Origin of the sequence: Pseudomonas sp. MS15a(2019) (genome assembly GCF_013277805.1) — a bacterium.
Lineage (GTDB): Bacteria > Pseudomonadota > Gammaproteobacteria > Pseudomonadales > Pseudomonadaceae > Chryseomonas > Chryseomonas benzopyrenica.
The window spans coordinates 176,228-198,237 of record NZ_VBTN01000001.1; the positions used below are offsets into that span (position 1 = coordinate 176,228).

Annotated in this window: 23 protein-coding genes; 13 read left to right on the forward strand and 10 right to left on the reverse strand. The window is 65.8% G+C overall.

What is annotated here, in order from left to right:
* Window positions 1–73 precede the first annotated feature (73 nt).
* Window positions 74–1,117, reverse strand: coding sequence for an SDR family oxidoreductase (locus tag FEZ61_RS00845; protein WP_173146759.1), 1,044 nt, complete (start codon window positions 1,115–1,117; stop codon window positions 74–76).
* Window positions 1,118–1,279: 162 nt separating this feature from the next.
* Between FEZ61_RS00845 and FEZ61_RS00850 the strand changes: the two genes are divergently transcribed.
* Complete coding sequence (locus FEZ61_RS00850) at window positions 1,280–2,671, forward strand: CoA transferase (protein WP_173146761.1); 1,392 nt, start codon at window positions 1,280–1,282, stop codon at window positions 2,669–2,671.
* Window positions 2,672–2,705: 34 nt separating this feature from the next.
* Here FEZ61_RS00850 and yghU read toward each other — a convergent pair whose 3' ends face one another.
* From yghU to FEZ61_RS00865, 3 genes are all read right to left on the reverse strand, one after another.
* Window positions 2,706–3,539, reverse strand: a complete 834-nt coding sequence (gene yghU, locus FEZ61_RS00855; RefSeq protein WP_017638821.1) for a glutathione-dependent disulfide-bond oxidoreductase — start codon at window positions 3,537–3,539, stop codon at window positions 2,706–2,708.
* Between the two features lie 159 nt (window positions 3,540–3,698).
* Window positions 3,699–4,601 carry an AraC family transcriptional regulator gene (locus FEZ61_RS00860; RefSeq protein ID WP_017638820.1) on the reverse strand — a complete coding sequence of 301 codons (903 nt, stop codon included), beginning with the start codon at window positions 4,599–4,601 and terminating at the stop codon, window positions 3,699–3,701.
* A gap of 65 nt (window positions 4,602–4,666) precedes the next feature.
* Window positions 4,667–5,761 (reverse strand): GNAT family N-acetyltransferase/peptidase C39 family protein, encoded by a 1,095-nt coding sequence (locus FEZ61_RS00865; protein ID WP_173146763.1) that lies wholly within the window; start codon window positions 5,759–5,761, stop codon window positions 4,667–4,669.
* A 139-nt stretch (window positions 5,762–5,900) separates the two neighbouring features.
* On the opposite strand from FEZ61_RS00865, the gene FEZ61_RS00870 reads away from it, so the two are divergent.
* Window positions 5,901–7,394, forward strand: a complete 1,494-nt coding sequence (locus FEZ61_RS00870; RefSeq protein ID WP_064306599.1) for a RimK family protein — start codon at window positions 5,901–5,903, stop codon at window positions 7,392–7,394.
* A gap of 121 nt (window positions 7,395–7,515) precedes the next feature.
* On the opposite strand, the gene FEZ61_RS00875 is transcribed toward FEZ61_RS00870, so the two are convergent.
* Complete coding sequence (locus FEZ61_RS00875; protein WP_058762382.1) at window positions 7,516–7,713, reverse strand: SEC-C metal-binding domain-containing protein; 198 nt, start codon at window positions 7,711–7,713, stop codon at window positions 7,516–7,518.
* Window position 7,714: 1 nt separating this feature from the next.
* Window positions 7,715–8,197, reverse strand: a complete 483-nt coding sequence (locus FEZ61_RS00880; RefSeq protein WP_064306598.1) for an LEA type 2 family protein — start codon at window positions 8,195–8,197, stop codon at window positions 7,715–7,717.
* A gap of 169 nt (window positions 8,198–8,366) precedes the next feature.
* Here FEZ61_RS00880 and FEZ61_RS00885 point away from each other — a divergent pair, with 169 nt between their 5' ends.
* Window positions 8,367–8,927, forward strand: coding sequence for a hypothetical protein (locus FEZ61_RS00885; protein WP_017638814.1), 561 nt, complete (start codon window positions 8,367–8,369; stop codon window positions 8,925–8,927).
* 12 nt (window positions 8,928–8,939) lie between these two features.
* Here the strand turns inward: FEZ61_RS00885 and FEZ61_RS00890 are convergent, their stop codons facing one another.
* Both FEZ61_RS00890 and FEZ61_RS00895 read right to left on the reverse strand, forming a co-directional pair.
* Complete coding sequence (locus FEZ61_RS00890) at window positions 8,940–9,404, reverse strand: YchJ family protein (protein ID WP_173147001.1); 465 nt, start codon at window positions 9,402–9,404, stop codon at window positions 8,940–8,942.
* Window positions 9,405–9,414: 10 nt separating this feature from the next.
* Window positions 9,415–9,912 carry a DUF6231 family protein gene (locus FEZ61_RS00895; protein WP_173146765.1) on the reverse strand — a complete coding sequence of 166 codons (498 nt, stop codon included), beginning with the start codon at window positions 9,910–9,912 and terminating at the stop codon, window positions 9,415–9,417.
* A gap of 135 nt (window positions 9,913–10,047) precedes the next feature.
* On the opposite strand from FEZ61_RS00895, the gene FEZ61_RS00900 reads away from it, so the two are divergent.
* The 4 genes from FEZ61_RS00900 (at window position 10,048) to FEZ61_RS00915 (ending at window position 14,737) form a co-directional block, all read left to right on the forward strand.
* Window positions 10,048–10,707, forward strand: a complete 660-nt coding sequence (locus FEZ61_RS00900; RefSeq protein ID WP_064306594.1) for an OmpA family protein — start codon at window positions 10,048–10,050, stop codon at window positions 10,705–10,707.
* 90 nt (window positions 10,708–10,797) lie between these two features.
* The gene (locus FEZ61_RS00905; protein ID WP_017638810.1) at window positions 10,798–11,058 is read left to right on the forward strand and encodes a DUF1145 domain-containing protein; all 261 of its coding nucleotides are present in this window, start codon (window positions 10,798–10,800) and stop codon (window positions 11,056–11,058) included.
* A gap of 135 nt (window positions 11,059–11,193) precedes the next feature.
* Entirely contained in the window at window positions 11,194–13,338 is a 2,145-nt protein-coding gene (dinG, locus tag FEZ61_RS00910; RefSeq protein WP_173146767.1) for an ATP-dependent DNA helicase DinG, read from the forward strand.
* A 253-nt stretch (window positions 13,339–13,591) separates the two neighbouring features.
* On the forward strand, window positions 13,592–14,737 hold the full coding sequence (locus tag FEZ61_RS00915) for a serine hydrolase domain-containing protein (RefSeq protein WP_173146768.1): 1,146 nt from the start codon (window positions 13,592–13,594) through the stop codon (window positions 14,735–14,737).
* 9 nt (window positions 14,738–14,746) lie between these two features.
* Here the strand turns inward: FEZ61_RS00915 and FEZ61_RS00920 are convergent, their stop codons facing one another.
* Window positions 14,747–15,340 carry an NYN domain-containing protein gene (locus FEZ61_RS00920; RefSeq protein ID WP_017639689.1) on the reverse strand — a complete coding sequence of 198 codons (594 nt, stop codon included), beginning with the start codon at window positions 15,338–15,340 and terminating at the stop codon, window positions 14,747–14,749.
* 243 nt (window positions 15,341–15,583) lie between these two features.
* On the reverse strand, window positions 15,584–16,003 hold the full coding sequence (locus FEZ61_RS00925) for a hypothetical protein (protein ID WP_173146770.1): 420 nt from the start codon (window positions 16,001–16,003) through the stop codon (window positions 15,584–15,586).
* Between the two features lie 307 nt (window positions 16,004–16,310).
* Here FEZ61_RS00925 and FEZ61_RS00930 point away from each other — a divergent pair, with 307 nt between their 5' ends.
* The 6 genes from FEZ61_RS00930 (at window position 16,311) to astA (ending at window position 22,004) form a co-directional block, all read left to right on the forward strand.
* Window positions 16,311–17,156, forward strand: coding sequence for an OmpA family protein (locus FEZ61_RS00930; protein WP_173146772.1), 846 nt, complete (start codon window positions 16,311–16,313; stop codon window positions 17,154–17,156).
* Window positions 17,157–17,236: 80 nt separating this feature from the next.
* Window positions 17,237–17,884 carry a pyridoxamine 5'-phosphate oxidase gene (gene pdxH / locus FEZ61_RS00935; RefSeq protein ID WP_026083687.1) on the forward strand — a complete coding sequence of 216 codons (648 nt, stop codon included), beginning with the start codon at window positions 17,237–17,239 and terminating at the stop codon, window positions 17,882–17,884.
* A gap of 132 nt (window positions 17,885–18,016) precedes the next feature.
* Entirely contained in the window at window positions 18,017–18,481 is a 465-nt protein-coding gene (locus FEZ61_RS00940) for a membrane protein (RefSeq protein WP_017639693.1), read from the forward strand.
* A gap of 186 nt (window positions 18,482–18,667) precedes the next feature.
* Window positions 18,668–19,888: an aspartate aminotransferase family protein gene (locus FEZ61_RS00945; protein ID WP_173146774.1), complete on the forward strand. Its 1,221-nt coding sequence runs from the start codon at window positions 18,668–18,670 to the stop codon at window positions 19,886–19,888.
* A gap of 62 nt (window positions 19,889–19,950) precedes the next feature.
* On the forward strand, window positions 19,951–20,970 hold the full coding sequence (gene aruF / locus FEZ61_RS00950) for an arginine/ornithine succinyltransferase subunit alpha (protein ID WP_173146776.1): 1,020 nt from the start codon (window positions 19,951–19,953) through the stop codon (window positions 20,968–20,970).
* Between the two features lie 26 nt (window positions 20,971–20,996).
* Window positions 20,997–22,004, forward strand: a complete 1,008-nt coding sequence (gene astA, locus FEZ61_RS00955; protein WP_017639696.1) for an arginine N-succinyltransferase — start codon at window positions 20,997–20,999, stop codon at window positions 22,002–22,004.
* The last annotated feature ends 6 nt before the right edge of the window (window positions 22,005–22,010 follow it).

Below are 22,010 nucleotides of genomic sequence, written 5' to 3' on the forward strand. Positions count from 1 at the left end.
TGAGCGAGGCGGTGCGAATGAGACCATGCGCTGCCCCTGGCGTTTTCGACTGTTCAGGACGGCGCGAGACGGCTCAGGGAATGAGTCGACGCCGACGCATGTCCTCCAGGTGCGCGAGCAAGACCTCGTCGGACCTCAGGATCATCCGCCCGAAGCCGGCCTGCCGCGCCTTGGTCACGTCGAAGATGGCGTCTTTCTCGACATGGAAGATGAAGTCGCCGAAAGCGCCGGGTGCGATCCGTTCGGGATCGGCCTCGGCCAGTCCTTCGCGCTCTGCCAGCGCCTGCCAGACCGGTTTCAGTGCGGTCAGGCGCTGGGCCAGGGAGATGGGTTGCGGCTCGCCCACCTCCAGCCCGAACCAGTCGGCCAGCTGCGGCCAGACGTGACTCCAGCGGAAGACGTCGCCATTGGTGAGGTTGTAGGCGCCATCGCGTTCTTCTTCCGCTGCCCAGACCGCGGCCTCGCCCAATAGCGGCGCGGCGGTGACGTTGACCAGGGCACCGCGATAGGCCTGCTCCGTTCCGGGAAACTGCATGGCCGTGCCGGTCTCGCGACAGAGCGCGCCATAGAGGCCGATGAGGTTGCCCAGATTCATGGCTGATCCCAGGGAATGGCCGATGACGATGTCGGGCCTCAGCGCCGTCCAGCGAATGCCATCACCTTCGAGACTGCGGACGAAGTCTTCGTGGCGGAAGTAGAGATTGGGCGGGAAGTGACGACTGTCGTCCTCGCGGGCTGGCGTCTTGTAGACCCCCAGGTGAGCGCCGTAGATCTTGCCGCCCTGGACGAAGGTGATGCGGGCCAGGGGTGCTCCGGCGCTACGCACCGCGCCCACCAGGTTCTCCAGCATGGCGGCGTTTTCGTCCGCCTCCACGCCTGGATCGGGGTTCGGCTTGAGGGCGCTGTAGAAGAGATGGGTCACGCCGGCCAGATCGGCCTTGGCCGCTGCCAGGCTGTCCTGGTCCAGCAGGTCGGCGGTCAGATGAGGAAAGCGGCTTGGGCCCTGTCTCGAGCGGCCAACGGTGGTAATGGACCAGCCGGCCTTGGCAAAGGCCTCCAGCACGGCCTGGCCGATGATGCCGCTGGCACCGGCGATGAGCAGCTGTCGTTCGGTCATGGGGTCTCCGATAGGGTGTGGTGAGGCGATGAAGGGGAGACCCTTGTGCCGGGCGATTTGTCCCCGCGTCGGGCTGGACGGTAGGCGGACGAACGCTGGTGTCCTGCTCGTACAGGCAGGGGTACTGTGGCAGCACTGCCTGCTGCCGCGGAGGACCTCGCCTTGGCCAACCCGTCCCGTACGCCTGCCGCCTTTCACGCCTTGCTCAGCGAACTCGTGGTCGCCCTTGGTATGCCTGCCGCCCAGGCGACAAACCTGCAGGTCCTGGGCGATGACAGCCTGGCCTCCTGCTTCCCGGTCAGCGATCTCGCCACGGCGGTGATCGGGGTCGCCGGCCTGGCCACCGCCGATCTGCTGGCCGAAGGGGCGCCCGGATTGCCGGTACAGGTGGACCGACATCTCGCCGCGGCCTGGTTCAAGACATCCCTGCGTCCCCTGGGCTGGGAGTTGCCCGCCGTCTGGGATCCCATCACGGGTGATTACCGCACCCGTGACGGCTGGCTACGGTTGCATGCCAATGCGCCCCACCACCGCGAGCGTGCCCTTGCCGTCCTGGGCTGTGCCAACCGCCATGACGCCGTGGTACAGGCCATGGCCGGCTGGTCGGGCGAAGCCTTGGAGACGGCCATCGTCGACGCCGGAGGTTGCGCGGCGAGGCTGCGCAGCCAGGTGGAGTGGCAGGCACATCCCCAGGGGCAGGCCGTCCGCGCCGAACCCCTGATCGCCCAGGAATGGACCGCCATTGCCACCGCGCGCGACTGGCGACCTGATCCACAACGTCCCTTGCAGGACATCCGCGTCCTCGACCTGACCCGCATCCTCGCCGGGCCCATCGCCACCCGCCTGCTGGCCGGCCTGGGTGCCGAGGTGCTGCGGATTGATCCGCCTGCGTGGGACGAACCGGCCCAGGCGCCCGAGGTCACCCTGGGCAAGCGCTGCGCGCGGCTCGATCTCAGGCGGCCCGCCGACCGCGGGAGGTTCGCGGCGCTGCTGGCCGAGGCGGACATCCTGGTTCACGGTTATCGCGCTGATGCGCTGGAGCAGCTGGGTTATGGAGACGTACAGCGACGCGCGCTCAATCCCAGCCTGATCGATGTGTCCCTCTGTGCCTACGGCTGGAGTGGTCCCTGGGCACTACGACGGGGCTACGACAGCCTGGTGCAGATGTCCTGCGGCATCGCAGCGGCTGGCAGTGCCTGGCAAGGGGTGGAGACGCCGGTACCCTTGCCGGTGCAGGCGCTCGACCATGCCACTGGCTATCTCCTGGCAGCCGCTGCCCTGCGCGGGCTGGCACGGCGTCAACGGGAAGGGCAGGCATTGACGGCGCGGCTGTCCCTGGCCCGTACCGCCTTGCTGCTGACCGAGCGGCCAGGCGCGAGCGACGGATCAGCGTATCGAGGACCAGCGGAGGAGGACTACGGTGACGCTCAGGAACCCACCGCCTGGGGGCCTGCGTTGCGCTTGCGGGCGCCGCTCCGAATGGGTGAGGTCGAGCTGCAGTGGCGTCGCCCCGCGACGCGACTCGGCTCCGCCACGGCGGACTGGGGGCGCTAGCGGCAGCAGACCCCTTCTGCCACCGCTCGTTGGGTCAGTCCAGGTCGCTGGCCGAATGCCGCTCGGCCAGTTGCTCGCCCGGCTCACCCCAGGTGCGATTGACCCTACGGCCACGCTGCACCGCCGGCCGCGCGGCGATGGCCTGGGCCCAGCGCTGCACGTGCTGGTAGTCCTGCACGGAAAGGAATTCCGCGGCGTTGTACAACTGACCCAGCACCAGGTTGCCGTACCAGCTCCAGATGGCGATGTCGGCGATGCTGTAGTCCTCGCCGGCCACATAGCGGCGCTCGGCCAACAGGCGGTCGAGGACATCGAGCTGGCGCTTGGCTTCCATGGCGTAGCGGTTGATGGGGTATTCGAGCTTTTCCGGCGCATAGGCATAGAAATGCCCGAAGCCGCCGCCCAGGAAGGGCGCCGAGCCCATCTGCCAGAACAGCCAGTTCAGCGTCTCGGTGCGACCGGCGTGATCCTTCGGGATGAAGGCTCCAAAGCTGTCGGCGAGATAGAGCAGGATGGCGCCGGACTCGAAGACACGCAGCGGTTCGGCGCCGCGACGATCCACCAGGGCTGGGATCTTGGAGTTCGGGTTGATCTCGACGAAACCGCTGGAAAACTGATCACCTTCCCCGATACGGATCAACCAGGCGTCGTATTCGGCGTCGGTGTGCCCGAGCGCCAGCAGTTCCTCCAGCAGGATGGTCACCTTCATACCATTGGGCGTACCCAGGGAGTAGAGCTGGAAGGGGTGCTCGCCGACTGGCAGCTCCTGGTCATGGGTCGCGCCGGCGATGGGGCGGTTGATGCTGGCGAAGTTGCCGCCGGAGGTAGTAGGGGTCCAGACGCGTGGGGGCGTGTAGGGTTCGCTCATGGTGGCTCTGTCCTCGGTCGACACGGATGGGTAGTTCGATCATAACCGAACTATACATTGGGTCTGTTCAGTGGCTCTCAAGCTGGCGACAAACCGGATCCTGCGGCGCAGGCGTGATCGGTAGATCAGCGCTCCGTCCAGACGCCGCGCAGCCCGGGATCAGGCATTCTGTTCAGTCAGGCGCTGCACCGTCAGGCTACGGTATTGCCGCGGGGTCATGCCTTTGAGCTGGTGGAAACGTCGATTGAAGTTGGAGATGTTGTTGAAGCCGGCCTCGAAGCAGATATCGGTAACCGGCATGCTGCTGTGGGAGAGCATCTCGCAGGCCTTGCTGATGCGCAGGCTGTTGACGAATTCGACGAAGGTGCGACCGGTAGCCTGACGGAAGAAGCGGGAAAAATAGGTGGGCGTCATGCCCAGGTGCTCGGCCACTTCTTCTTGGGTGAAGTCACGCTGGTAGTGATCGAAGATGAAATTCAGCGCCCGGTTGGTGCGATCCACCGCCTGTTCGCTGGCCGTGGCCGGTTCGACGCTGCCGGACAGCAGCTGATAGCGCTCCGACGTGGCCAGCGCCTCCATCAACACCAGAAAATGGCCGAGGCGGGTGGCACCGCCGCTCTCGGAGATCTGCTGCAGCAACACCTCGGCGCGGGCGATCAATTGCGGATCCTGGAATTCGATGCCATAGCGGGCACGTTCCAGCAGCGGTGCCAGGCCGCTAAGTTCGGGAAACACCGCCGTGGCGTTATCCACCGTCTCGTTGGTGAAGTTGACCAGCATGTCGCGCTTGGCCACCACCTCGCCCTCGGCGACGCGGCTGATCCAGTTGTGTGGCAGATGCGGACCGGTCAGGAACAGGCTGCCCGGATAGAAGTTGCCGATATAGTCGCCAATGAAGGCGGTCCCCGAACTGGCCACGATCAGGTGCAGCTCGTATTCCTTGTGGAAATGCCAGCGCACCAGCGGGCAGGGAAAGCCATGCTCCCGGTAGATGACCGAGTGACCGCTCAGGTCCTCCATCAACTCGTAGGAAGGGTTGTTCTTGCGCAAGGCCTGACTCATGGACCGCCCCGTCATTGTTCTTGGTCCTGATCCTGGCCCTGTTCGCGCCACCGTGCAACCCCGCCTCACCCTGCCCGCAGGACTACCGCCGCACGCAGCTTGCCGCGACCAAAGCGACTCATCTTGTCGAATTCGGCGTGGGACACGGGAATGTGCTGGCAGTCCAGTTCGCGACGGTGCTGGCTGTGGTCGACATCGGGATCGTGCAGGTAGACGAAGTCCTCGTCGCAGTCGGTGACCAGCACCCAATGAGGTCCCTTGGCCTTGGTCAGCCGGAAGGAGCTGATCAACACCAGTGGAAAAGCGCCCTCGGCGACCCAGGCGGCCACGTCCAGGCGGGTACGGTAGAGCCGCTCGATGGGCGATTGCTTGACCTCGGCGCTGAAGTCCTCGTGCACCAGACGCATGACCTCCTTCTTCTCCTCGCTGCGCACGCCGTCGAGGAACAGCGGGCCGCGCGTATTGACCTGCAGGGTCACCTTGAAGCCGCGTCGCTGGGCGGCCAGGGCCAAGCCATGGGGGCCGCAACCACCATGGCCCGCAGTCATGTAGATGGTCGTGGCTTCGCGCCACAGTCGCAGCTCCTCGCGCCGCTCCAGCGGGCGGCCCGGCTGCAGCGCGCCCATGGCCATCAGCAGGCTGGCCGGGCCGCAGGTGAAGTCGGTGGTCTGACGATAGAAGGGCACCGGTCGGGCCTGGCCCTCGCGCGGCTGGCGGATGCGCTTCTCGAAGCGCAGCGCCTGGCTGTGGTCTTCGTAATAGTCCTCCACCGTGGCGAAGGGCAGATAGCCGTTGCGCTCGTAGAGGGCGATGGCGGCGGCGTTGTCCGGTCGGACCTCCAGGCGCAGGTAGGCGCAGTCGCGCTCCACCGCCTCGGCTTCGGCAGCCTCCAACAGGCGCTGGCCCAGGCGATGACCGCGCGCGTCCGGATCGACGGCGATGGAATAGAGCCGGGCGAGAGAAGTGTTCTGGTGGAACAGCACCAGGGCGTAACCGGCCACCTGGCGGTCGTTTTCCGCCAGGATCAGGACCGCGTTCGCACGGGTGAGCATGTAGTGGAAATTGCGCCGGGAAAGGCGGTCATAGCTGAAGCAGCGGGCTTCCAGATCGACCAGTGCCGCCAGATCGTCCAGCCCGGCGGACCTGAGCATGAAACTCATCGCGAAGGATTCTCCTGGAGCAGAGCGGGCAGCCTGGCATGGTTAAGCAACGGTTAATAGCACCCGCGTTACAACAGTTGGAGTGGTCCGGCGGCATCCGGGTTTCCACCGGGACCACGCCCCGCAACCAGGAGGTCCAGTGAGCAAGCTGTATATCGTCGTGGAACGCAAGGAAGACTGGTCGTCCTACTATCCCAGCGAAGACGTCATCACCGCCCAGGAATACCTGGAACAATCCAACGAACAGGACAATGGCAAACGCGTGCAGGTGATCAACCTCTGCCGCAGCCAGAAGTACCTCGGCCACGGCTACTACTGCTCGCTGCTCGCCGAAGCCCGGGGGCACAAGGTCATCCCCTCGGTGCGTACCATCAGCGAACTGGCGCGCAAGTCGCTCTATGGCCTGGCGCTGGAGGACCTGGACAAGCTGCTGACCAAGGCGCTGGCCGGTCATCCCTACGGTAGCGCCGACGGCTTCACCCTCACGCTCTATTTCGGCAACACCGACATCGCGCCTCTGCAGGATCTGGCGCGCCAGGTATTCGAGGCCTTTCCCTGTCCGCTGCTGCTGGTGGAATTCCGCCGCGACCGCGCTGGCTGGCACATCGGCGGCCTCAAGCTGGGCAGCATCCACAAGCTGCACGAACAGCAGGAAGATCAATTCGCCAACGCCCTTGACGGTTTCAGTCGCCGCGTATGGCTCAAGCCGGGGCGGCGCGAAAAATATCGTTTCGACCTGGCCATCCTGCATGACCCCAAGGAAGCCTTTCCGCCGTCAGATGCCAAGGCGCTGAAGAATTTCGTGCGCGTCGGCAAGCACCTGGGGCTGGACGTGGAGCTGATCGAAAAGAAGGATTACGCGCGGCTGGGTGAATTCGACGCCCTGTTCATCCGCGAGACCACCGCCATCGACCACCACACCTATCGCTTCGCCAAGAAGGCCGAAAGCGAGGGTCTGGTGGTGATGGACGATCCACGCTCGATCCTCAGATGCACCAACAAGGTCTATCTGGCCGACCTCTTGCGCGCCCACAAGCTGGACATGCCGGCGACCGAGATCCTCTACAAGGACAATCCCGGTCAACTCGAAGGCCTCGGCGAGCGGCTGGGCTTTCCGCTGGTGTTGAAGATTCCCGATGGCTCCTTTTCCCGGGGCGTCATTAAGGTCGAGGACGCGGCGCAGCTGCGCAAGGCCAGCGCCGAGCTGTTCGAGCGCTCGGTACTGCTGCTGGCCCAGGAGTTCTTCTACACCGAATACGACTGGCGCATCGGTGTGCTGAACCAAGAGCCGATCTTCGCCTGCCAGTACTTCATGTCCAAGGGCCACTGGCAGATCTACGACCACAGCGCCAGCGCCACCGAGGTCAGCGGCGATTTCCGCACCCTGGCGGTGCAGGACGCGCCCCATGCGGTGGTCGAGCTGGCGGTACGCACCGCCAACCTGATCGGCGATGGTCTCTATGGCGTGGATCTCAAGCAGGCGGGCGACAAGCTGGCGGTGATCGAGGTCAACGACAATCCCAACATCGATTGCGGGGTAGAGGATCTGGTGCTCAAGGACGATCTCTACGCCCTGGTGCTGGAGGAATTCATCCGGCGGCTGGAGTCGCAACGCGGCGGACAGCCCTGGTAACGCGCCAGGGTCGCGGAGGGGTAGGTTGGGTTGAGCGTAGCGAAGCCCAACAGTCCAGGCTGACTCCGCTATGTTGGGCTTCGACGGTAGAACCGCCTCAGCCCAACCTACGGAAACGGGCTCAGGCGCCGTGGCACTTCTTGAATTTCTTCTCGCTGCCGCACGGGCAGGGATCGTTGCGACCCACTTCCTTCAGCGGATTGCGCACCGGCTCCTGGGCATGACCATGGTTGCAGTGCGGGCCGTGGACGTGGTGCGCATGGCCATGGTCGTGATCGTGGTCGTGATTGCAATCGGGACCGTGGACGTGTTGGTTCATCTCATAACTCCGGGATGTAGGCGCCAGGCACGAACTGTCCCTGGCGAGAAAAATGGACACTGCGGCCGAACAGCCAACCGGTCTTCACCCGGCCACGCAGGCGGTAACTGATCGGCTGCTCAGGGTCTTCGAGCATGCGGCCCACGTCCTTCACGTAACGCCACAGATTGGTCTGCACCGGTACGGAGAAGCTGCGTCGACCGTTGGCGGGAACTGACGCATGCAGGTTGGCGACGCCCTGGGACAGCAGCAGATCGTTCAGGTAGACGGTGTAGGCCAGGCTACGTACGGGCAGGGCGCTGTCGTTGGGATTCTGGACGCGGAAGTGCAGCACGAAATCCTGGCTCCACAGCCGCGCACGGATCAGCTCCACGCCGGTCAGTTCGACCTGAGGCTCGTCATAGTTGCGCCCGATATAGGTACAACCGCCAAGACTGCTGAGCAAGACGCCGAGCAGGGTGATGAACAAGGCCTGGCGAAGCATGCGGCACTCCCGTTTTCTGCGCAGTTTAACAAGCACCGATTGCTGCACAAGTCGGGGCCGCTTCGGCACAGGCTAACAAAAAAACGCCTGTGCCAGGCGACCGTGCGGACTGGACCGCCCCGGCGCGACGTTGCATCCTGCACCTCTTGCCGTGATCGAGGAGGTCGTCATGTCCGCCGTGCTCTATGAAATCGCCTTCCAGGGCGAACTGGTCGCTGGCGCCGATGCGCAGCAGACCCGACAGAATCTGATGCGTCTGTTTCAGGCGGATGAACAGCGCATCGCCGTGCTCTTCTCCGGTCGCCGCATGATTATCAAGAATCGCCTCGACGCCGCCACCGCCGAGCGCTATCGCGCCACCCTGGCCCAGGCCGGGGCGTTGGTCGAGGTGGCGCCCATGGCCGAGACGGGCGAGCCGGCTGCGGCACCCGTCGAGGCGCGGGAGCCAGCCGCCACCGCGCCCACTGCGGCGTCTTCCACCGAGCGCGGGTCGTTGTCGGTCGCTCCCAGGGATGCCGTGATGGCGGCCTTCGTCGATGTCCAGGCACCGGATTTCGGCCTGGCACCGGTGGGCGCCGATCTCCAGGATGAGGCCGCACCGGTGGCGTCGCCGCGAGTCGATCTCTCACACCTGAGTCTGGCGCCGGTGGGTAGCGACCTGGGGCCGGCGTTCGAGCCGCTACCCGTAGCGGTCCCGGATACCGATCACCTGACGCTGGTCAAGGAATGAGCGCGGCCGGCGTTACAGGAAGCCGGCGCAGCACTTCTTGAACTTGGCGCCGCTGCCACACAGGCAGGCGTCGTTGCGACCCGGCAGGGGGCGTACGGTCGGATCGAGGAAGTACCAGCGTCCCTCGCGCTGGACGAAGCCCGAGTGCTCTTCATGGCGATGGGCGCCGCGCCCATCCTCCCAGCGCGCCACGAAGCTGACCCGGGCATGGGCGGGATCCCCCGGCTCGGGGCGATGCTCCAGCACCTGCAACCCTTGCCAGCGACTGCCCAAACTCCAGGCAGCCAGGGCCTCCCGGTCCAACTGCTCCTGCTGGGCAGGCGCCGTGGTGGTTACCAGGTAGTCGATCAGCCCCAGCACATAGGCGCTGTAGCGTGAACGCATCAGCCGTTCGGCATCGGGCGCCGGAGTACCGGCATGAAAGGCTCCGCAACAGTCGCCGAGCGAGCGGTCCGAGCCACAGGGGCAGGGGGCCATGGGTTGCATCTCACCACCAGTACTTGCCGAAATTCTGCGGATTGGCCCAGAACTTGGCATTGAGCCAGTCCGGGACCTGCTTGTAGTCGTGCAGATCATAGCTGAACAGGGTGACCACCTGGCCCTCGCGGGCGAAGCGCTCGCTGGCCTGCAGGGCGAGGGCGTAGAAATCCGTCACCTGCCAGTCGCTGGCGGCCAGGTCCACCAGCACCGCCAGGCGCGAAGTGTTGAAGTTGCGCAGGCCGCCGAGCAATTCGCGGCCCTGGCGCAGCGGCAGATGTTCCAGGCAATCGGCGACGATCACCAGGTCGTAGCGTTCGGCCAGCAGCGCCGGGTCATCCAGGGGCACCGCTGCCAGCACCACCTGGCAGTGCGGATGGGCCTCGGCATAGGCCTCAAGCGCTGGCAGCGGCTCGCGCGCCACACAGAGCAGGCGCTTGGGCTGGTGGTGCTCGAGCAGGCTTGCCAGAGCCTGTTGCGGGGTGCGGGAGGAGAATATGTTTGCCATTAAGGGAACCCTAATCAAATCGCGATTGACTAAGCAACCAGCGTTGTCAAGATGTGTACGCCACCATTAGTCTGACAGCGCCATAAAACGAAAGACGAGCCTAACTCGCGGCACCCGGTCTATAGGAGACCCTTCATGAGCAAGAGCATCGCAAGGACAGCTTTACCCCTCATCCTGGCAAGCACCGTGCTGGCTGGTTGTGCGGGCGGCGTACAGAAATCCGATTGGCCGGTGTGCGCAGCGGTCGGCGCCCTGGTCGGCGGCGCGGCAGGTGCTACTCAGAGCGGTAACGTCGCCGGCATGGCGGCCCTGGGTATCGGCACCACCGCTGGCGCCTATTGCTGGGTGCATGGTAAGGGCAACGAGCAGGTCGCTCGCATGGAGCCCGCTCCGGCCCCGGCTCCGGCGCCCGCACCGGCGCCCGCACCGGCACCGCTGCCCAAGCAGGAAGTGATCACCGCCCGTGACCTGCACTTCGCCTTCGATTCGGCCGAGGTCAGTCCGCAGGATCGCGCTCAGCTCGATGGTATCGCCGGCCGTCTGCGTGGCGAAGCCGCCAGCACCCGCCTGTCGATCACCGGTCACACCGACAGCAAGGGTACCGACGCCTATAACCAGCGTCTGTCCGAGCGTCGGGCCAAGTCGGTCAGCAACTACCTGATCCAGGCCGGTGTGCCGGCTGCCAGCGTCGTGTCCGTGAAGGGCATGGGCGAGCGTCAGCCGATCGCCACCAACGAGACCGCTGAAGGCCGTGCCACCAACCGCCGCGTCGAAATCCAGATCGACCGCGAGTGATGCACCGGCGGCGGACCCTGGTCCGCCGCCTTTACTTTTTCCGGCGATAGGCGTTATGGTCCGATCCATCTCGTCCTCCTGCTGGAATCCATGAAAACCCTGTCCCTTACCGGCAAAGTTCTACTCCTGCTGTTCTGGCTCGCCGCGGCCGCCGCCCTCGCTCTGCCTCTCGCTCGTCCTTTCCCCGAATTGCTCGCGCTGGTCGCCCTGGCCCTGCTGCTGCTCCATTTAGGCGAAGTCTTCGCCAGCCGTCGTGCCTTGCGTCTGCGTCGCCACCCCTGGCTCGACCGCCTGAGCCTGTTGATCTTTGGCGCCTTTCATCGCCTGCCCCCTCAGCTGCCGAGCGCCTGATCGGCCTGCGACCACAACGTTGGGCGCATCCTGACGACAGGCGCGTTATCATAGCGCCCAAGATCCATTACTGTAGATGCATACAGCGCTCGTCCGCCGGACGTGGCGCTGCTTTGCCATCGCCCGGAACCAGGCATGCTCAGCACCGAACTCAAGACCCAGATCCAGGGCGCCTACACGCGTTTCCTCGAAGCCAAGTCGCTCAAGCCGCGCTACGGCCAGCGATTGATGATCGCGGAAACCGCCAAGGGCCTGGGCGCCATCGCCCAGGACGAGGAGGGCCATCGCGAAGGTGAGCCGGCCGTGGTGGCGGTGGAGGCGGGCACGGGTACCGGCAAGACCGTGGCCTACGCCCTGGCCGCCATCCCCGCGGCCAAGGCGGCTGGTAAGCGCTTGGTCATCGCCACGGCGACGGTGGCACTGCAGGAGCAGATCGTGCACAAGGACCTGCCGGACATCCTGCGCAACAGCGGGCTGTCCTTCAGCTTCGCCCTGGCCAAGGGGCGGGGGCGCTATCTGTGCCTGTCCAAGCTGGACATGCTGCTGCAGGAGGGCCAGGCGCAGAACGCCACGGCCCAGCTGTTCGCCGAGGATGGCTTCAAGATCGATGTGGACGAGGCGTCCAACGAACTGTTCGGCAAGATGATCGAGCGCCTGGCCGGCAATCGCTGGGACGGCGATCGCGACAGCTGGCCGGAAGCCATCGAGGACGTCCAGTGGTCGCGCATCACCACCGACCACAGCCAGTGCACCAATCGCCATTGCCCGAATTTCCAGCAGTGCGCCTTCTACCGGGCGCGCGAAGGCATGACCAAGGTCGATGTCATCGTCACCAACCATGACCTGGTGCTGGCCGACCTGGCCCTGGGTGGCGGCGCCATCCTGCCGGATCCGCGCGACACCCTCTATGTGTTCGACGAAGGCCACCACCTGCCGGACAAGGCCATCGGCCACTTCGCCCATTTCACCCGGCTGAGATCCACCGCCGAGTGGCTGGAGCAGATCGCTAAGAACCTCACCAAGCTGTTGGCCCAGCACCCCCTGCCGGGCGATCTCGGCCGGCTGGTGGAGCAGGTGCCGGAGTTGGCGCGGGAAATCCGCACCCAGCAGCAATTCATGTTCACCGCCTGCGAGGCTCTGGCCGATTTCCGCGCCGGCGAGGACATGGAAGGCCGGGAACGGCCGCGCCACCGCTTCGTCGGCGGGGTCATTCCCGAAGACCTGCGGGAAATGGGCATCGAGCTCAAGAAAGGCTTCGCCAAGCTCACCGATCTGTTCACCCGCCTGACCGAGATGCTCAAGCAGGCCATGGACGGCGAGTCCAGCATTGGCCTCGCCAGCTACCAGGCCGAGGAGTGGTATCCGCTGTTCGGCAGTCTGCTGGCAAGATCCCAGGGCAACTGGGAGTTGTGGACGGCCTTTACCTGCGAAGACCCGGAAGACAGCCCGCCCATGGCGCGCTGGATGACCCTGGCGGAAACGGGATCGCTGTACGACATCGAGGTCAACGCCAGCCCCATCCTCGCCGCCGAGATGCTGCGCCGCCACCTGTGGAATGTCGCCTACGGCGCCCTGGTGACCTCGGCGACCCTGACCGCCCTGGGCACCTTCGACCGCTTCCGCATGAGATCAGGCCTGCCGCGTTCGGCGGCCACCGCCGTGGTCCCCAGCCCGTTCCGCCACGCCGAGGCCGGGGTGCTGCGGGTGCCGGATCTCAAGGCCGATCCGCGCAATGCGGCCGAGCACACCGCGGCCATCGTCCGCGAATTGCCGGCCATGCTGGAGGGCGCGCGTGGCGCCCTGGTGCTGTTTTCCTCGCGGCGGCAGATGCAGGACGTCTTCGACGGCCTGGAACGGGACTGGCGCAAGCGGGTGCTGATTCAGGGCAACCTGTCCAAGCAGGAGACCCTCAACAAGCACAGGAAGCGCGTCGATGACGGCGAGGCCAGCGTGCTGTTCGGTCTTGCCAGCTTTGCGGAAGGGGTCGACCTGCCCGGTGCCTACTGCGAGCACGTGGTCATCGCCAAGATCCCCTTCGCCGTGCCGGACGATCCGGTAGAAGCCGCCCTGGCCGAGTGGATCGAGGCGCGCGGCGGCAATCCGTTCATGGAGATCGCCGTGCCCGATGCCTCGCTGCGGCTGATCCAGGCCTGCGGTCGGTTGCTGCGTACCGAGCAGGACAGCGGCACCATCTCGCTGCTGGATCGCCGCCTGGTGACCCAGCGCTACGGCAAGGCCATCCTCAATGCGCTGCCGCCGTTCCGGCGGGAGATCCAGTAAGGGGTGGCCCTGGCTACGATAAGCCGTAGGTTGGGCTGAGACGGCTCTATCGTCGAAGCCCAACAGGCCTGACGCCGAGGCAATAGCCGTTGGGCTTCGCTACGCTCAACCCAACCTACCGCTGAACGCCTACGCAGGCAGCTCCCACTCCCTCGGGGAGAGGGTTGGGGTGAGGGCGTCCCGCTTGGCGGTATGATCAACTGCCTGATCGTGGCCCCGTGCCCGGCAATACCTCATCTACCCAGGAAAACCCATGACCGTCCACGGCTATCACGACCTGAGATTCGAATCCGTCCGCGAGGCCTTCGCCGAGTTGCTGGCCGCCGGCCAGACCCGCGGGGCGGCGTTGTGTGTCCAGGTCGGTGGTGAAACGGTGCTGGATCTCTGGGGCGGGATGGCGGACAAGGACGGCGAGACGCCGTGGCACACCGATACCCTGCTCAATCTGTTCTCCTGCACCAAGGCCTTCACCACGGTGGCGGCGTTGCAGTTGGTGGAGGAGGGCAAGCTGGCACTCGATGCCCCGGTCGCCGAACGCTGGCCAGCATTCGCTGCGGCTGGCAAGGCCGACATCACTCTGCGCCAGTTGCTTAGTCATCGCTCCGGCGTCTCCGCCTTGCGCGAACGCCTGGCGGGTGACGCCCTGTACGACTGGGACACCATGACCGCCGCGGTCGCCGCCGAGGCACCCTGGTGGACGCCCGGCACCGCCCATGGCTATGCCCCTATCACCTTTGGCTGGCTGCTGGGTGAACTGATCCGTCGCGCCGACGGCCGTGGCCCGGGCGAGGCCATCGTGGCCCGGACCGCCGAGCGCCTGGATCTGGATTTCCACATCGGTCTGCCGGCGAGCGAAGACGAGCGCGTCGCCCATATCGTACGCGGCAAGGGGGTGCTGGGTGATGCCGCCGCGCAGCGCCTGCTCAAGACCACCATGAGCGATCCGGGCGCCTTGCCGACCCTGGCCTTTGGCAATCCATCCGGCGTGCTCACCAGCACCAACAAGGCGGAGTGGCGCCGCTTCCAGCAGCCGGCCGCAAACGGCCACGGCCATGCACGCAGCCTGGCAGGCTTCTATGCCGGCCTGCTGGCCGGCGATCTGCTGGAATGGGAGACCTTGAGCGAGGCTTTAGTGGAGCACAGTCAGGGCGAAGACCGTACGCTCTTGACGCCGACCCGCTTTGGCCTGGGCTTCATGCTCGATCAACCGGACCAGGCCAACGCCACCTATGGCCTCGGGCCTCAGGCCTTCGGCCATCCGGGGGCGGGCGGCTCGACCGGCTTCGCCGATCCGGAGCGCGAGGTGGCCTTCGGCTTCGTCACCAACACCCTGGGACCCTATGTATTGATGGATCCGCGCGCCCAGGCCCTGGCACGCGCGGTAGGGGAGTGTCTTTGAGGCCCTCGGCTAGCGGGCGATGGCCGTCTCGATGTCCTTGAATTCGATCACCCGGACATAGGGCGCGATCTCGCCGCTGATGGAGAAGTGCGCGCCGATCACCGTGACCTCCACGCCTTCGTTTTCCACCAGGTATTGCACCACCTCGTGGAAATCGCCGTCGCCCGCTACCAGGTAGAGCTTCTTCCAGCCGCGCTTGGCATGGGAGCGCATCAGGTTGAAGGCCAGGCCGACATCGACGCCTTTCTGGCTCTTGGTGGTGTACTGCTCGCCCGTCACCGGATGCAGGATCGGCCCTCCGCCCGCCGAGGTAGGCCATTCGTGGGCCTTGCTCTGCAGCCAGTAGAGCTTGACCCTCAGGCCTGCACCCTTGGGCGGCGCCGAGCTGAGAAACTTGTTGAAGTTGGTCTGGGCGACGGTGGGCGGGTCGCTATCGCAGTTGAAGTAGTAGGCGTCGCCTATGGGTTCGCCCGCATCCTCTTCGATGAAGAGCCGTAGTTTGAGATAGTCGAATTTGGCGCCGTATACCGAGCCGTTCCAGGCGCTCAGGGCGTAGGCACCGTCGACAAACCAGGCGACGCCCGTTCGAGTTGTAGTTGCCATCGTATTGCTGGGACCAGGTCTTTTACCGTTGATGGGCGCACACCCGCACGCGGGATGCGCGGCGTCTATTGTGGGCTTAATTCCCGGTTTTCGCTGCAGCTAACGAGCGGCATCTTCCGATACCGCGAGCTAGAGCGGCTGCGGACGGGGGAGCGGCCTTTGGATCGCCGGTTGCGTCGTGCCAGGTCGCCAGCGCCCGCATGATCGCCTAGCCATCGCGGGTGACAACTGGCATAGGTGAGGTCACGTCACAGTGGCTTCCCGCCCATCGTTGGCGTGGGCTGCATCGACGATCAGCGCCGGCTGCAGCAGCCGGATTCGTGGTGCCACATGGTAGGCCCCGTCGTCGTTATGCCTCAGGTAGAGACGCTGGCAGCCCAGGCACCGCCATAGCGTGCTCTGGTTGTAGGGATGGAAGCGCGGAGCGATGGGGGCGGCATTCGACCAGTAGTGGGTGCCTGCCGGATGATACTCCTCGAGGATCGCCTCCTCAGGCGCGTGGCGCCCCAGGGTGCCGATCTGCGCAAAGTCCGTTTCCCGGTAGCCCACCGGCCAGGCGGTCCATCCCGAAAGATCCCGCTGCTGGCAGCGGCACGCCTGCGTGATGGCGTCGGACCTGGCGGCCAGGTCCTCGAGCGTCGCGACATCGACGAAGCCTTCCATGATCAAGCCTCCTGCTGGCCTGGTGCCTTTGCTGGAAACGGATGCGGGCTCACGGGTGACCCCTTTTGTCGCTTCGGGCCCTCGGAGAACCATCGAGTGGGGTACGCAGGACCGAGCGGATTTTCCCCTTGTCTTGAGCAAGGACACGCCACTGGTCGGCATACACGCAAATTTCGTGACTCCACCGCTTTGCCCGGCGTAGGTTTGCGGCCACAATCTCGAAACTACTTTAAGTTCACTCATGTCGCCGGCTCTGGCCGGGGCATTGATTCACTCTGTCCTCCGGCTCGCCGATGGGAAACTTTGCATGAAGCTGATCAAATCCACCACCCTCATTCTCTGCATGGGCGTATCTGCCTGCAGTTCCTTCCAGGGCACTGGCGACCAGGCCACCACGCCTGCCAAGCCGGGCACTGCTCAAGCCAGCACCGCCGCCAACGGTGGGCATTGGTGGTGGCCGTTCGGCGGTAGCGACAAGGCTGCCGAACCGGTCAAACCGGTGGCCAAGGCCGCCGAGCCCAAGGCCGACACCAAGGTCGTGGCGAAGGCGCCGGCGGCCAAGCCGGAGCAGGCCGATGCGGCGGGTGAGAAGGGCGGTCACTGGTGGTGGCCCTTCGGCAGCGAAGACGTCAAGCCCGTCGCCAAGGCGGAAGCGCTCAAGCCGGTACCGGTCAAGGTCAGCAAGGCCTGGCTGGACGAGCACGAGCAGAAGCTGCGCGTGGCCGTGGCCGGCAGCAACGTCAAGGTCGAACGTCGCGATGATGCGCTGGTGCTGGTGGCGCCGGTCGATAGCTCCTTCAACCCGGATCGCGCCGAGATGCTGCTGCCGGTGATGCTCGGCCCGCTGTCGCGCTCGGCCAAGTCGGTGAGCGTGGATGAAGACAGCGCCGTCATCGTGCTCGGTTTCAGCGACAGCACCGGTGCCGCGGCGCTCAACGACAAGATCAGCCTGCAGCGCGCCCAGGCCGTGGCGGCCATCTTCCGTCTCAGCGGCTACAGCGGCAATCGCCTGATCGTGCGTGGTCTGGCCGCCGCTCATCCGCGTGCCGACAACACCACCGCCGCCGGCCGTGCCGTCAATCGCCGGGTCGAGGTGCTGATCCAGCCGCGCGCAACCGTGCTGGCCAGCCTGCAGTCCTTGGCGGCGCGCTAGCTACAAAGCTTGTCCTGAAGCAGGCGAGCCAGGCGGGACTTGGTTAAGCTAGGTCGATACCGACCTAGCAGGAGACTTCCATGTCACCGTCCCTCGCCGATATGCGTCGCGACTACACCCGCGACGGCCTGACCGAAGCCCAGGCACCCGCGGATCCCTATGCCCTGTTCGGGCAGTGGTTCGAAGAGGCGGTACGCACCGAGCAGCCGCCCGTCGAAGCCAACGCCTGCTGGCTGGCTACCGTCGATGACGAGGGGCAGCCCCATTGCCGCGTGCTGTTGCTCAAGGGCGTCGATCCCCAGGGCTTCGTCTTCTACACCAACTACGACAGCGCCAAGGGCCAGCAAATGGCCAGGCAGCCGCGCGCGGCCATGACCTTCTTCTGGCCGGCGCTGGAACGCCAGGTGCGCATCGAAGGCCTGGTGGAGCAGGTGTCGGCCGAGGAATCCGACGCCTACTACCGGGTCCGCCCACTGGGTAGTCGCCTGGGAGCCTGGGCCTCGCCGCAGAGCCAGGTCATCGCCGACCGTCACGAACTGGAGCAGCGTCTGGCCTCGGTGCAACAGCGCTTCGCCGACGGCGAGCCGAGCCGACCGCCGTTCTGGGGTGGCTATCGCCTGAGGCCCCAGCGCATCGAATTCTGGCAGGGCCGCTCCAGTCGCCTCCATGATCGGCTGGACTACCAGCGCCTCGACGGTGAGTGGCAGCGCCAGCGCCTGGCGCCTTAAGGCGTTCGCAAGGTACCCGGGTTACAGTCACCGGAAACCTCCCTGGATGCCCTGGGTCAAGGATAATAGCGATCTGCGCCTGCATCCCTGCGGGTGCGGCCAGTGTCTTTCAACTGCCCTTGGAGTTGCCCCATGAACAGAGTCCTTCAGCTCGCCGCCTCCCTGACCGCCGTCGCCCTGCTGGCCGGCTGCGCCTCGGATCAGTCCGGCGACGTCTATTCGCGTGACGAGGCCCGGCAGGTGCAGACGGTCCGTACCGGTACCATCACCGCCCTGCGTCCGGTCACCATTGAGGGCACCAAGTCGCCCATCGGGGCCGGGGCTGGTGCCGTGGTCGGCGGTATTGGCGGGAGTGCCATCGGCGGTGGCCGTGGCAGTTTCGTGACCGCCATCATCGGTGCGGTGGCGGGCGGCCTGCTGGGCTCGGCCACCGAAGAGGGCTTTACCAAGGCCAACGGCGTCGAGATCACCGTGAAGGAAGATGACGGCGGCTCGCGTGCCTATGTGCAGGCGGTCAACAAGGGTGAGATCTTCCGCGTCGGCGAGCGGGTGCGCATCCTGACCGTCAACGGCACCAGCCGCGTCGCGCCCAACTGATTTCTCGGGCGTACCGGAAGGTACGTCCTTGCCCTTCCAGAGCGGGTGTCCGAATCGCTAGACTGCGAGTCGGACGCCCGTTTGCGTTTTCGCCCGTAAATAGTTGTCGCCTGGGCGCAATGCCGCGTCTGGAGGTCGTCCTACAATCCCCCTCAGTCACCGCCGTGATCGGCAGGAGAAATCCCGATGTCCGCTTCTCAACCCAACGTGCAACGCGCCGCCTTCGATGAGGTGATGGTCCCGACCTACGCCCCTGCCGCGTTCATTCCGGTGCGAGGAGAGGGCTCCCGCGTCTGGGACCAGGCCGATCGCGAGTACGTGGATTTCGCCGGCGGCATCGCGGTCAGCGCCCTGGGCCATGGCCATCCGGCGCTGATCGATGCCCTGACCGAGCAGGCCGGCAAGCTCTGGCACGTCTCCAATATCTACACCAACGAGCCCGCCCTGCGCCTGGCGCGCAAGCTGGTGGACCACACCTTCGCCGACCGGGTGTTCTTCGCCAACTCCGGCGCCGAAGCCAACGAGGCGGCCTGCAAGCTGGCCCGGCGCTATGGCCATGACGTCAGCGGCGGCAGCCGTTACGAGATCGTCGCCGCCACCAACAGCTTCCACGGCCGGACCCTGTTCACCGTCAGCGTCGGGGGGCAGCCCAAGTATTCCGATGGTTTCGGTCCCAAGATCGAAGGCATCCGCCATGTGCCCTTCAACGACTTGGCCGCCCTCGAAGCCGTGGTGTCGGACAAGACCTGCGCCGTCATCCTCGAACCCATCCAGGGCGAGGGCGGCGTGCTGCCGGCCGACCAGGTCTACCTCGAAGGCGTCCGCCGCCTGTGCGACGCCCAGGGCGCGCTGCTGATCTTCGACGAGGTGCAGAGCGGGGTCGGTCGCAGCGGTCATCTCTACGCCTACCAGCACTATGGCGTGGTGCCAGACATCCTCACCACCGCCAAGAGCATCGGCGGCGGCTTCCCGCTGGCGGCCATGCTGACCACCGACAAGGTCGCCCAGCATTTCAGCGCGGGCGTGCATGGCAGCACCTACGGCGGCAATCCGCTGGGCTGCGCCGTGGGCGCCGCGCTGCTGGACATCGTCGCCACCCCGGAAACCCTGGCCGGTGTCGCCGCGCGTCATCAGCGCTTCGTCGCCGGCCTGGAGCAGCTCAACGCCCGCTATGGCCTGTTCGAGCAGGTTCGCGGCCTGGGTCTGCTGATCGGCGCGGTGCTCAACGACAGCTGGAAGGGGCGTGCCAAGGACATCGTCACCGCCGCCAACGAGGAAGGCCTGATGATCCTCCAGGCCGGCCCGGACGTGCTGCGCATGGCACCAAGCCTGATCATCCCCGAGGCGGACATCGACGAAGGCCTGGCCCGCCTGGATCGCGCTCTGGCGCGCCTCACTCAAGGCTAATCTCCGGACGCGGGACGCGTACCGCTGGCATCCAGGGATGGATCCGTACACAAGGAGTTCTCATGCTGGTAATGCGCCCTGCGCGCGCGGCGGATCTGCCCCTGGTCCAGCGGCTCGCCGCGGATAGCCCGGTTGGCGTCACCTCGCTGCCCGACAACCCCGAACGGTTGCGCGACAAGATCCGCACCTCGGAGTCGTCGCTGGCGGCCGAGGTGGGCTTCCATGGCGAGGAGAGCTATTTCTTCGTGCTCGAAGACACCAATAGCGGCGAACTGCTGGGCTGTTCGGCCATCGTTGCCTCGGCGGGCTTCTCCGAGCCCTTCTACAGCTTTCGCAACGAGACCTTCATCCACGCCTCGCGCGAGCTGAAGATCCACAACAAGGTGCATGTGCTGTCGCTCTGTCACGACCTGACCGGCAACAGCGTGCTGAGCAGCTTCTACGTCCAGCGTCCGTTACTCGACACCCCCCACGCCGAGCTCAATTCCCGCGCCCGCCTGCTGTTCATGGCCGCCCACCCGGCGCGCTTCGCAGAGACGGTGGTGGTGGAAATCGTCGGCCTGGCGGACGAAGACGGCGAATCGCCGTTCTGGAACGGGGTAGGGCGTAACTTCTTCGACATGGACTACGCCGCCGCGGAGCGCCTGTCGGGGCAGAAGAGTCGTACCTTCCTGGCCGAACTGATGCCGACCTATCCGCTCTACGTGCCCCTGCTGCCCGACAGCGCCCAGGAGGCCATGGGCCAGGTGCACCCGCGCGCCCAGATCACCTTCGACATCCTCAGCCGTGAAGGCTTCGAGACCGACAACTACATCGACATCTTCGATGGCGGTCCGACCCTGCACGCCCGCACCACGGCCATCCGCTCCATCGCCGAGAGCCGCCTGGCGCCGGTGAGAGAAGGTACTCCGGCCGGCGATGAGGCACCCTGGTTCCTGGTCGCCAATGACGGCCTGGAAAACTTCCGGGCGCTGGCCACGCCGCTGCGCTGGACGCCTGGCGAAGCCGTCGTCCTTTCCCCCGAGCAGATCGCCACCCTGGAGATCGCCGAAGGCGACCGGGTTCGTCTGGTAGCGCTGTAGCCGATTCTAGCGTCTTTGGAGGTCCGATGATCGTCCGTCCCGTCACCCGTGCCGATGTGCCCGCGCTGCTGCAACTGGCGCAGGCGGCCGGCGCCGGCCTCACCACCCTGCCGGCCAGCGAAGAACGCCTGGCGCAGCGGGTGGAAAATGCCGAGCGCAGTTTCCTGCAGCAGGTTGAAGCCGCCGATGCGGACTATCTCTTCGCCCTCGAAGAGGACGGCGAAGTCATCGGCATCGCCGGGATCGCCGCCGCCCTGGGGTTGCGCGAGCCCTGGTACAACTACCGGGTCGGCCTGACGGTGAGCGCCTCGCGCGAACTGGACATCCACCGGCAGATTCCCACGCTGTTCCTGGCCAACGACATGACCGGCAGCTCCGAACTCTGCTCGTTGTTCTTGCGCGCGGATCGGCGTGGTGGCGCGGCTGGGCGCCTGCTGTCCAAGTCGCGCTTCCTGTTCATCGCCGAATTCCGCGAGTTGTTCGCCGAGCGCCTCATCGCCGAGTTGCGCGGCATGTCCGACGACCAGGGCCAATCGCCGTTCTGGGAGGGCCTCGGGCGGCACTTCTTCAAGATGGAATTCTCCCAGGCCGACTATCTCACCGGCATCGGCAACCGCGGCTTCATCGCCGAGCTGATGCCGCGCTTTCCGCTCTACACCTGCTTTCTGTCTCCAGAGGCGCGCCAGGTGATTGGCAAGGTACATCCGGACACCGAAGCCGCCCGCCGCCTGCTGGAGGCCGAAGGCTTCAACTACCAGGGCTATGTCGACATCTTCGATGCCGGCCCGACCCTGGAGGCGGAAACCGCCAAGGTGCGCGCGATCCGCGACAGCCAGCGCCTGGTGCTGGCGGTGGGCACGCCTGGCGATGACGCCGAGGTGTATCTGATCCACAACCGCAAGTGCCAGGACTGCCGCATCACCAGCGCCCGCGCGCGCCTGGCTGCCGGCACCCTGGTGGTCGACTTGGCCACCGCCCGCGAGTTGCGCCTGATGGCCGGCGCCCAGGTGCGCGCCGTGCGCCTGATGCCCTGAGGAGAG

What these genes read in the sequence shown, in the direction of transcription:
- FEZ61_RS00845 (WP_173146759.1), bottom strand. Translation starts at nt 1,117, where the DNA reads ATGACCGAACGACAGCTGCTCATCGCCGGTGCCAGCGGCATCATCGGC.
- yghU (WP_017638821.1), bottom strand. Translation starts at nt 3,539, where the DNA reads ATGAGCGAACCCTACACGCCCCCACGCGTCTGGACCCCTACTACCTCC.
- FEZ61_RS00860 (WP_017638820.1), bottom strand. Translation starts at nt 4,601, where the DNA reads ATGAGTCAGGCCTTGCGCAAGAACAACCCTTCCTACGAGTTGATGGAG.
- FEZ61_RS00865 (WP_173146763.1), bottom strand. Translation starts at nt 5,761, where the DNA reads ATGAGTTTCATGCTCAGGTCCGCCGGGCTGGACGATCTGGCGGCACTG.
- FEZ61_RS00875 (WP_058762382.1), bottom strand. Translation starts at nt 7,713, where the DNA reads ATGAACCAACACGTCCACGGTCCCGATTGCAATCACGACCACGATCAC.
- FEZ61_RS00880 (WP_064306598.1), bottom strand. Translation starts at nt 8,197, where the DNA reads ATGCTTCGCCAGGCCTTGTTCATCACCCTGCTCGGCGTCTTGCTCAGC.
- FEZ61_RS00885 (WP_017638814.1), top strand. Translation starts at nt 8,367, where the DNA reads ATGTCCGCCGTGCTCTATGAAATCGCCTTCCAGGGCGAACTGGTCGCT.
- FEZ61_RS00890 (WP_173147001.1), bottom strand. Translation starts at nt 9,404, where the DNA reads ATGGCCCCCTGCCCCTGTGGCTCGGACCGCTCGCTCGGCGACTGTTGC.
- FEZ61_RS00895 (WP_173146765.1), bottom strand. Translation starts at nt 9,912, where the DNA reads ATGGCAAACATATTCTCCTCCCGCACCCCGCAACAGGCTCTGGCAAGC.
- FEZ61_RS00900 (WP_064306594.1), top strand. Translation starts at nt 10,048, where the DNA reads ATGAGCAAGAGCATCGCAAGGACAGCTTTACCCCTCATCCTGGCAAGC.
- FEZ61_RS00905 (WP_017638810.1), top strand. Translation starts at nt 10,798, where the DNA reads ATGAAAACCCTGTCCCTTACCGGCAAAGTTCTACTCCTGCTGTTCTGG.
- dinG (WP_173146767.1), top strand. Translation starts at nt 11,194, where the DNA reads ATGCTCAGCACCGAACTCAAGACCCAGATCCAGGGCGCCTACACGCGT.
- FEZ61_RS00915 (WP_173146768.1), top strand. Translation starts at nt 13,592, where the DNA reads ATGACCGTCCACGGCTATCACGACCTGAGATTCGAATCCGTCCGCGAG.
- FEZ61_RS00920 (WP_017639689.1), bottom strand. Translation starts at nt 15,340, where the DNA reads ATGGCAACTACAACTCGAACGGGCGTCGCCTGGTTTGTCGACGGTGCC.
- FEZ61_RS00925 (WP_173146770.1), bottom strand. Translation starts at nt 16,003, where the DNA reads ATGGAAGGCTTCGTCGATGTCGCGACGCTCGAGGACCTGGCCGCCAGG.
- FEZ61_RS00930 (WP_173146772.1), top strand. Translation starts at nt 16,311, where the DNA reads ATGAAGCTGATCAAATCCACCACCCTCATTCTCTGCATGGGCGTATCT.
- pdxH (WP_026083687.1), top strand. Translation starts at nt 17,237, where the DNA reads ATGTCACCGTCCCTCGCCGATATGCGTCGCGACTACACCCGCGACGGC.
- FEZ61_RS00940 (WP_017639693.1), top strand. Translation starts at nt 18,017, where the DNA reads ATGAACAGAGTCCTTCAGCTCGCCGCCTCCCTGACCGCCGTCGCCCTG.
- FEZ61_RS00945 (WP_173146774.1), top strand. Translation starts at nt 18,668, where the DNA reads ATGTCCGCTTCTCAACCCAACGTGCAACGCGCCGCCTTCGATGAGGTG.
- aruF (WP_173146776.1), top strand. Translation starts at nt 19,951, where the DNA reads ATGCTGGTAATGCGCCCTGCGCGCGCGGCGGATCTGCCCCTGGTCCAG.
- astA (WP_017639696.1), top strand. Translation starts at nt 20,997, where the DNA reads ATGATCGTCCGTCCCGTCACCCGTGCCGATGTGCCCGCGCTGCTGCAA.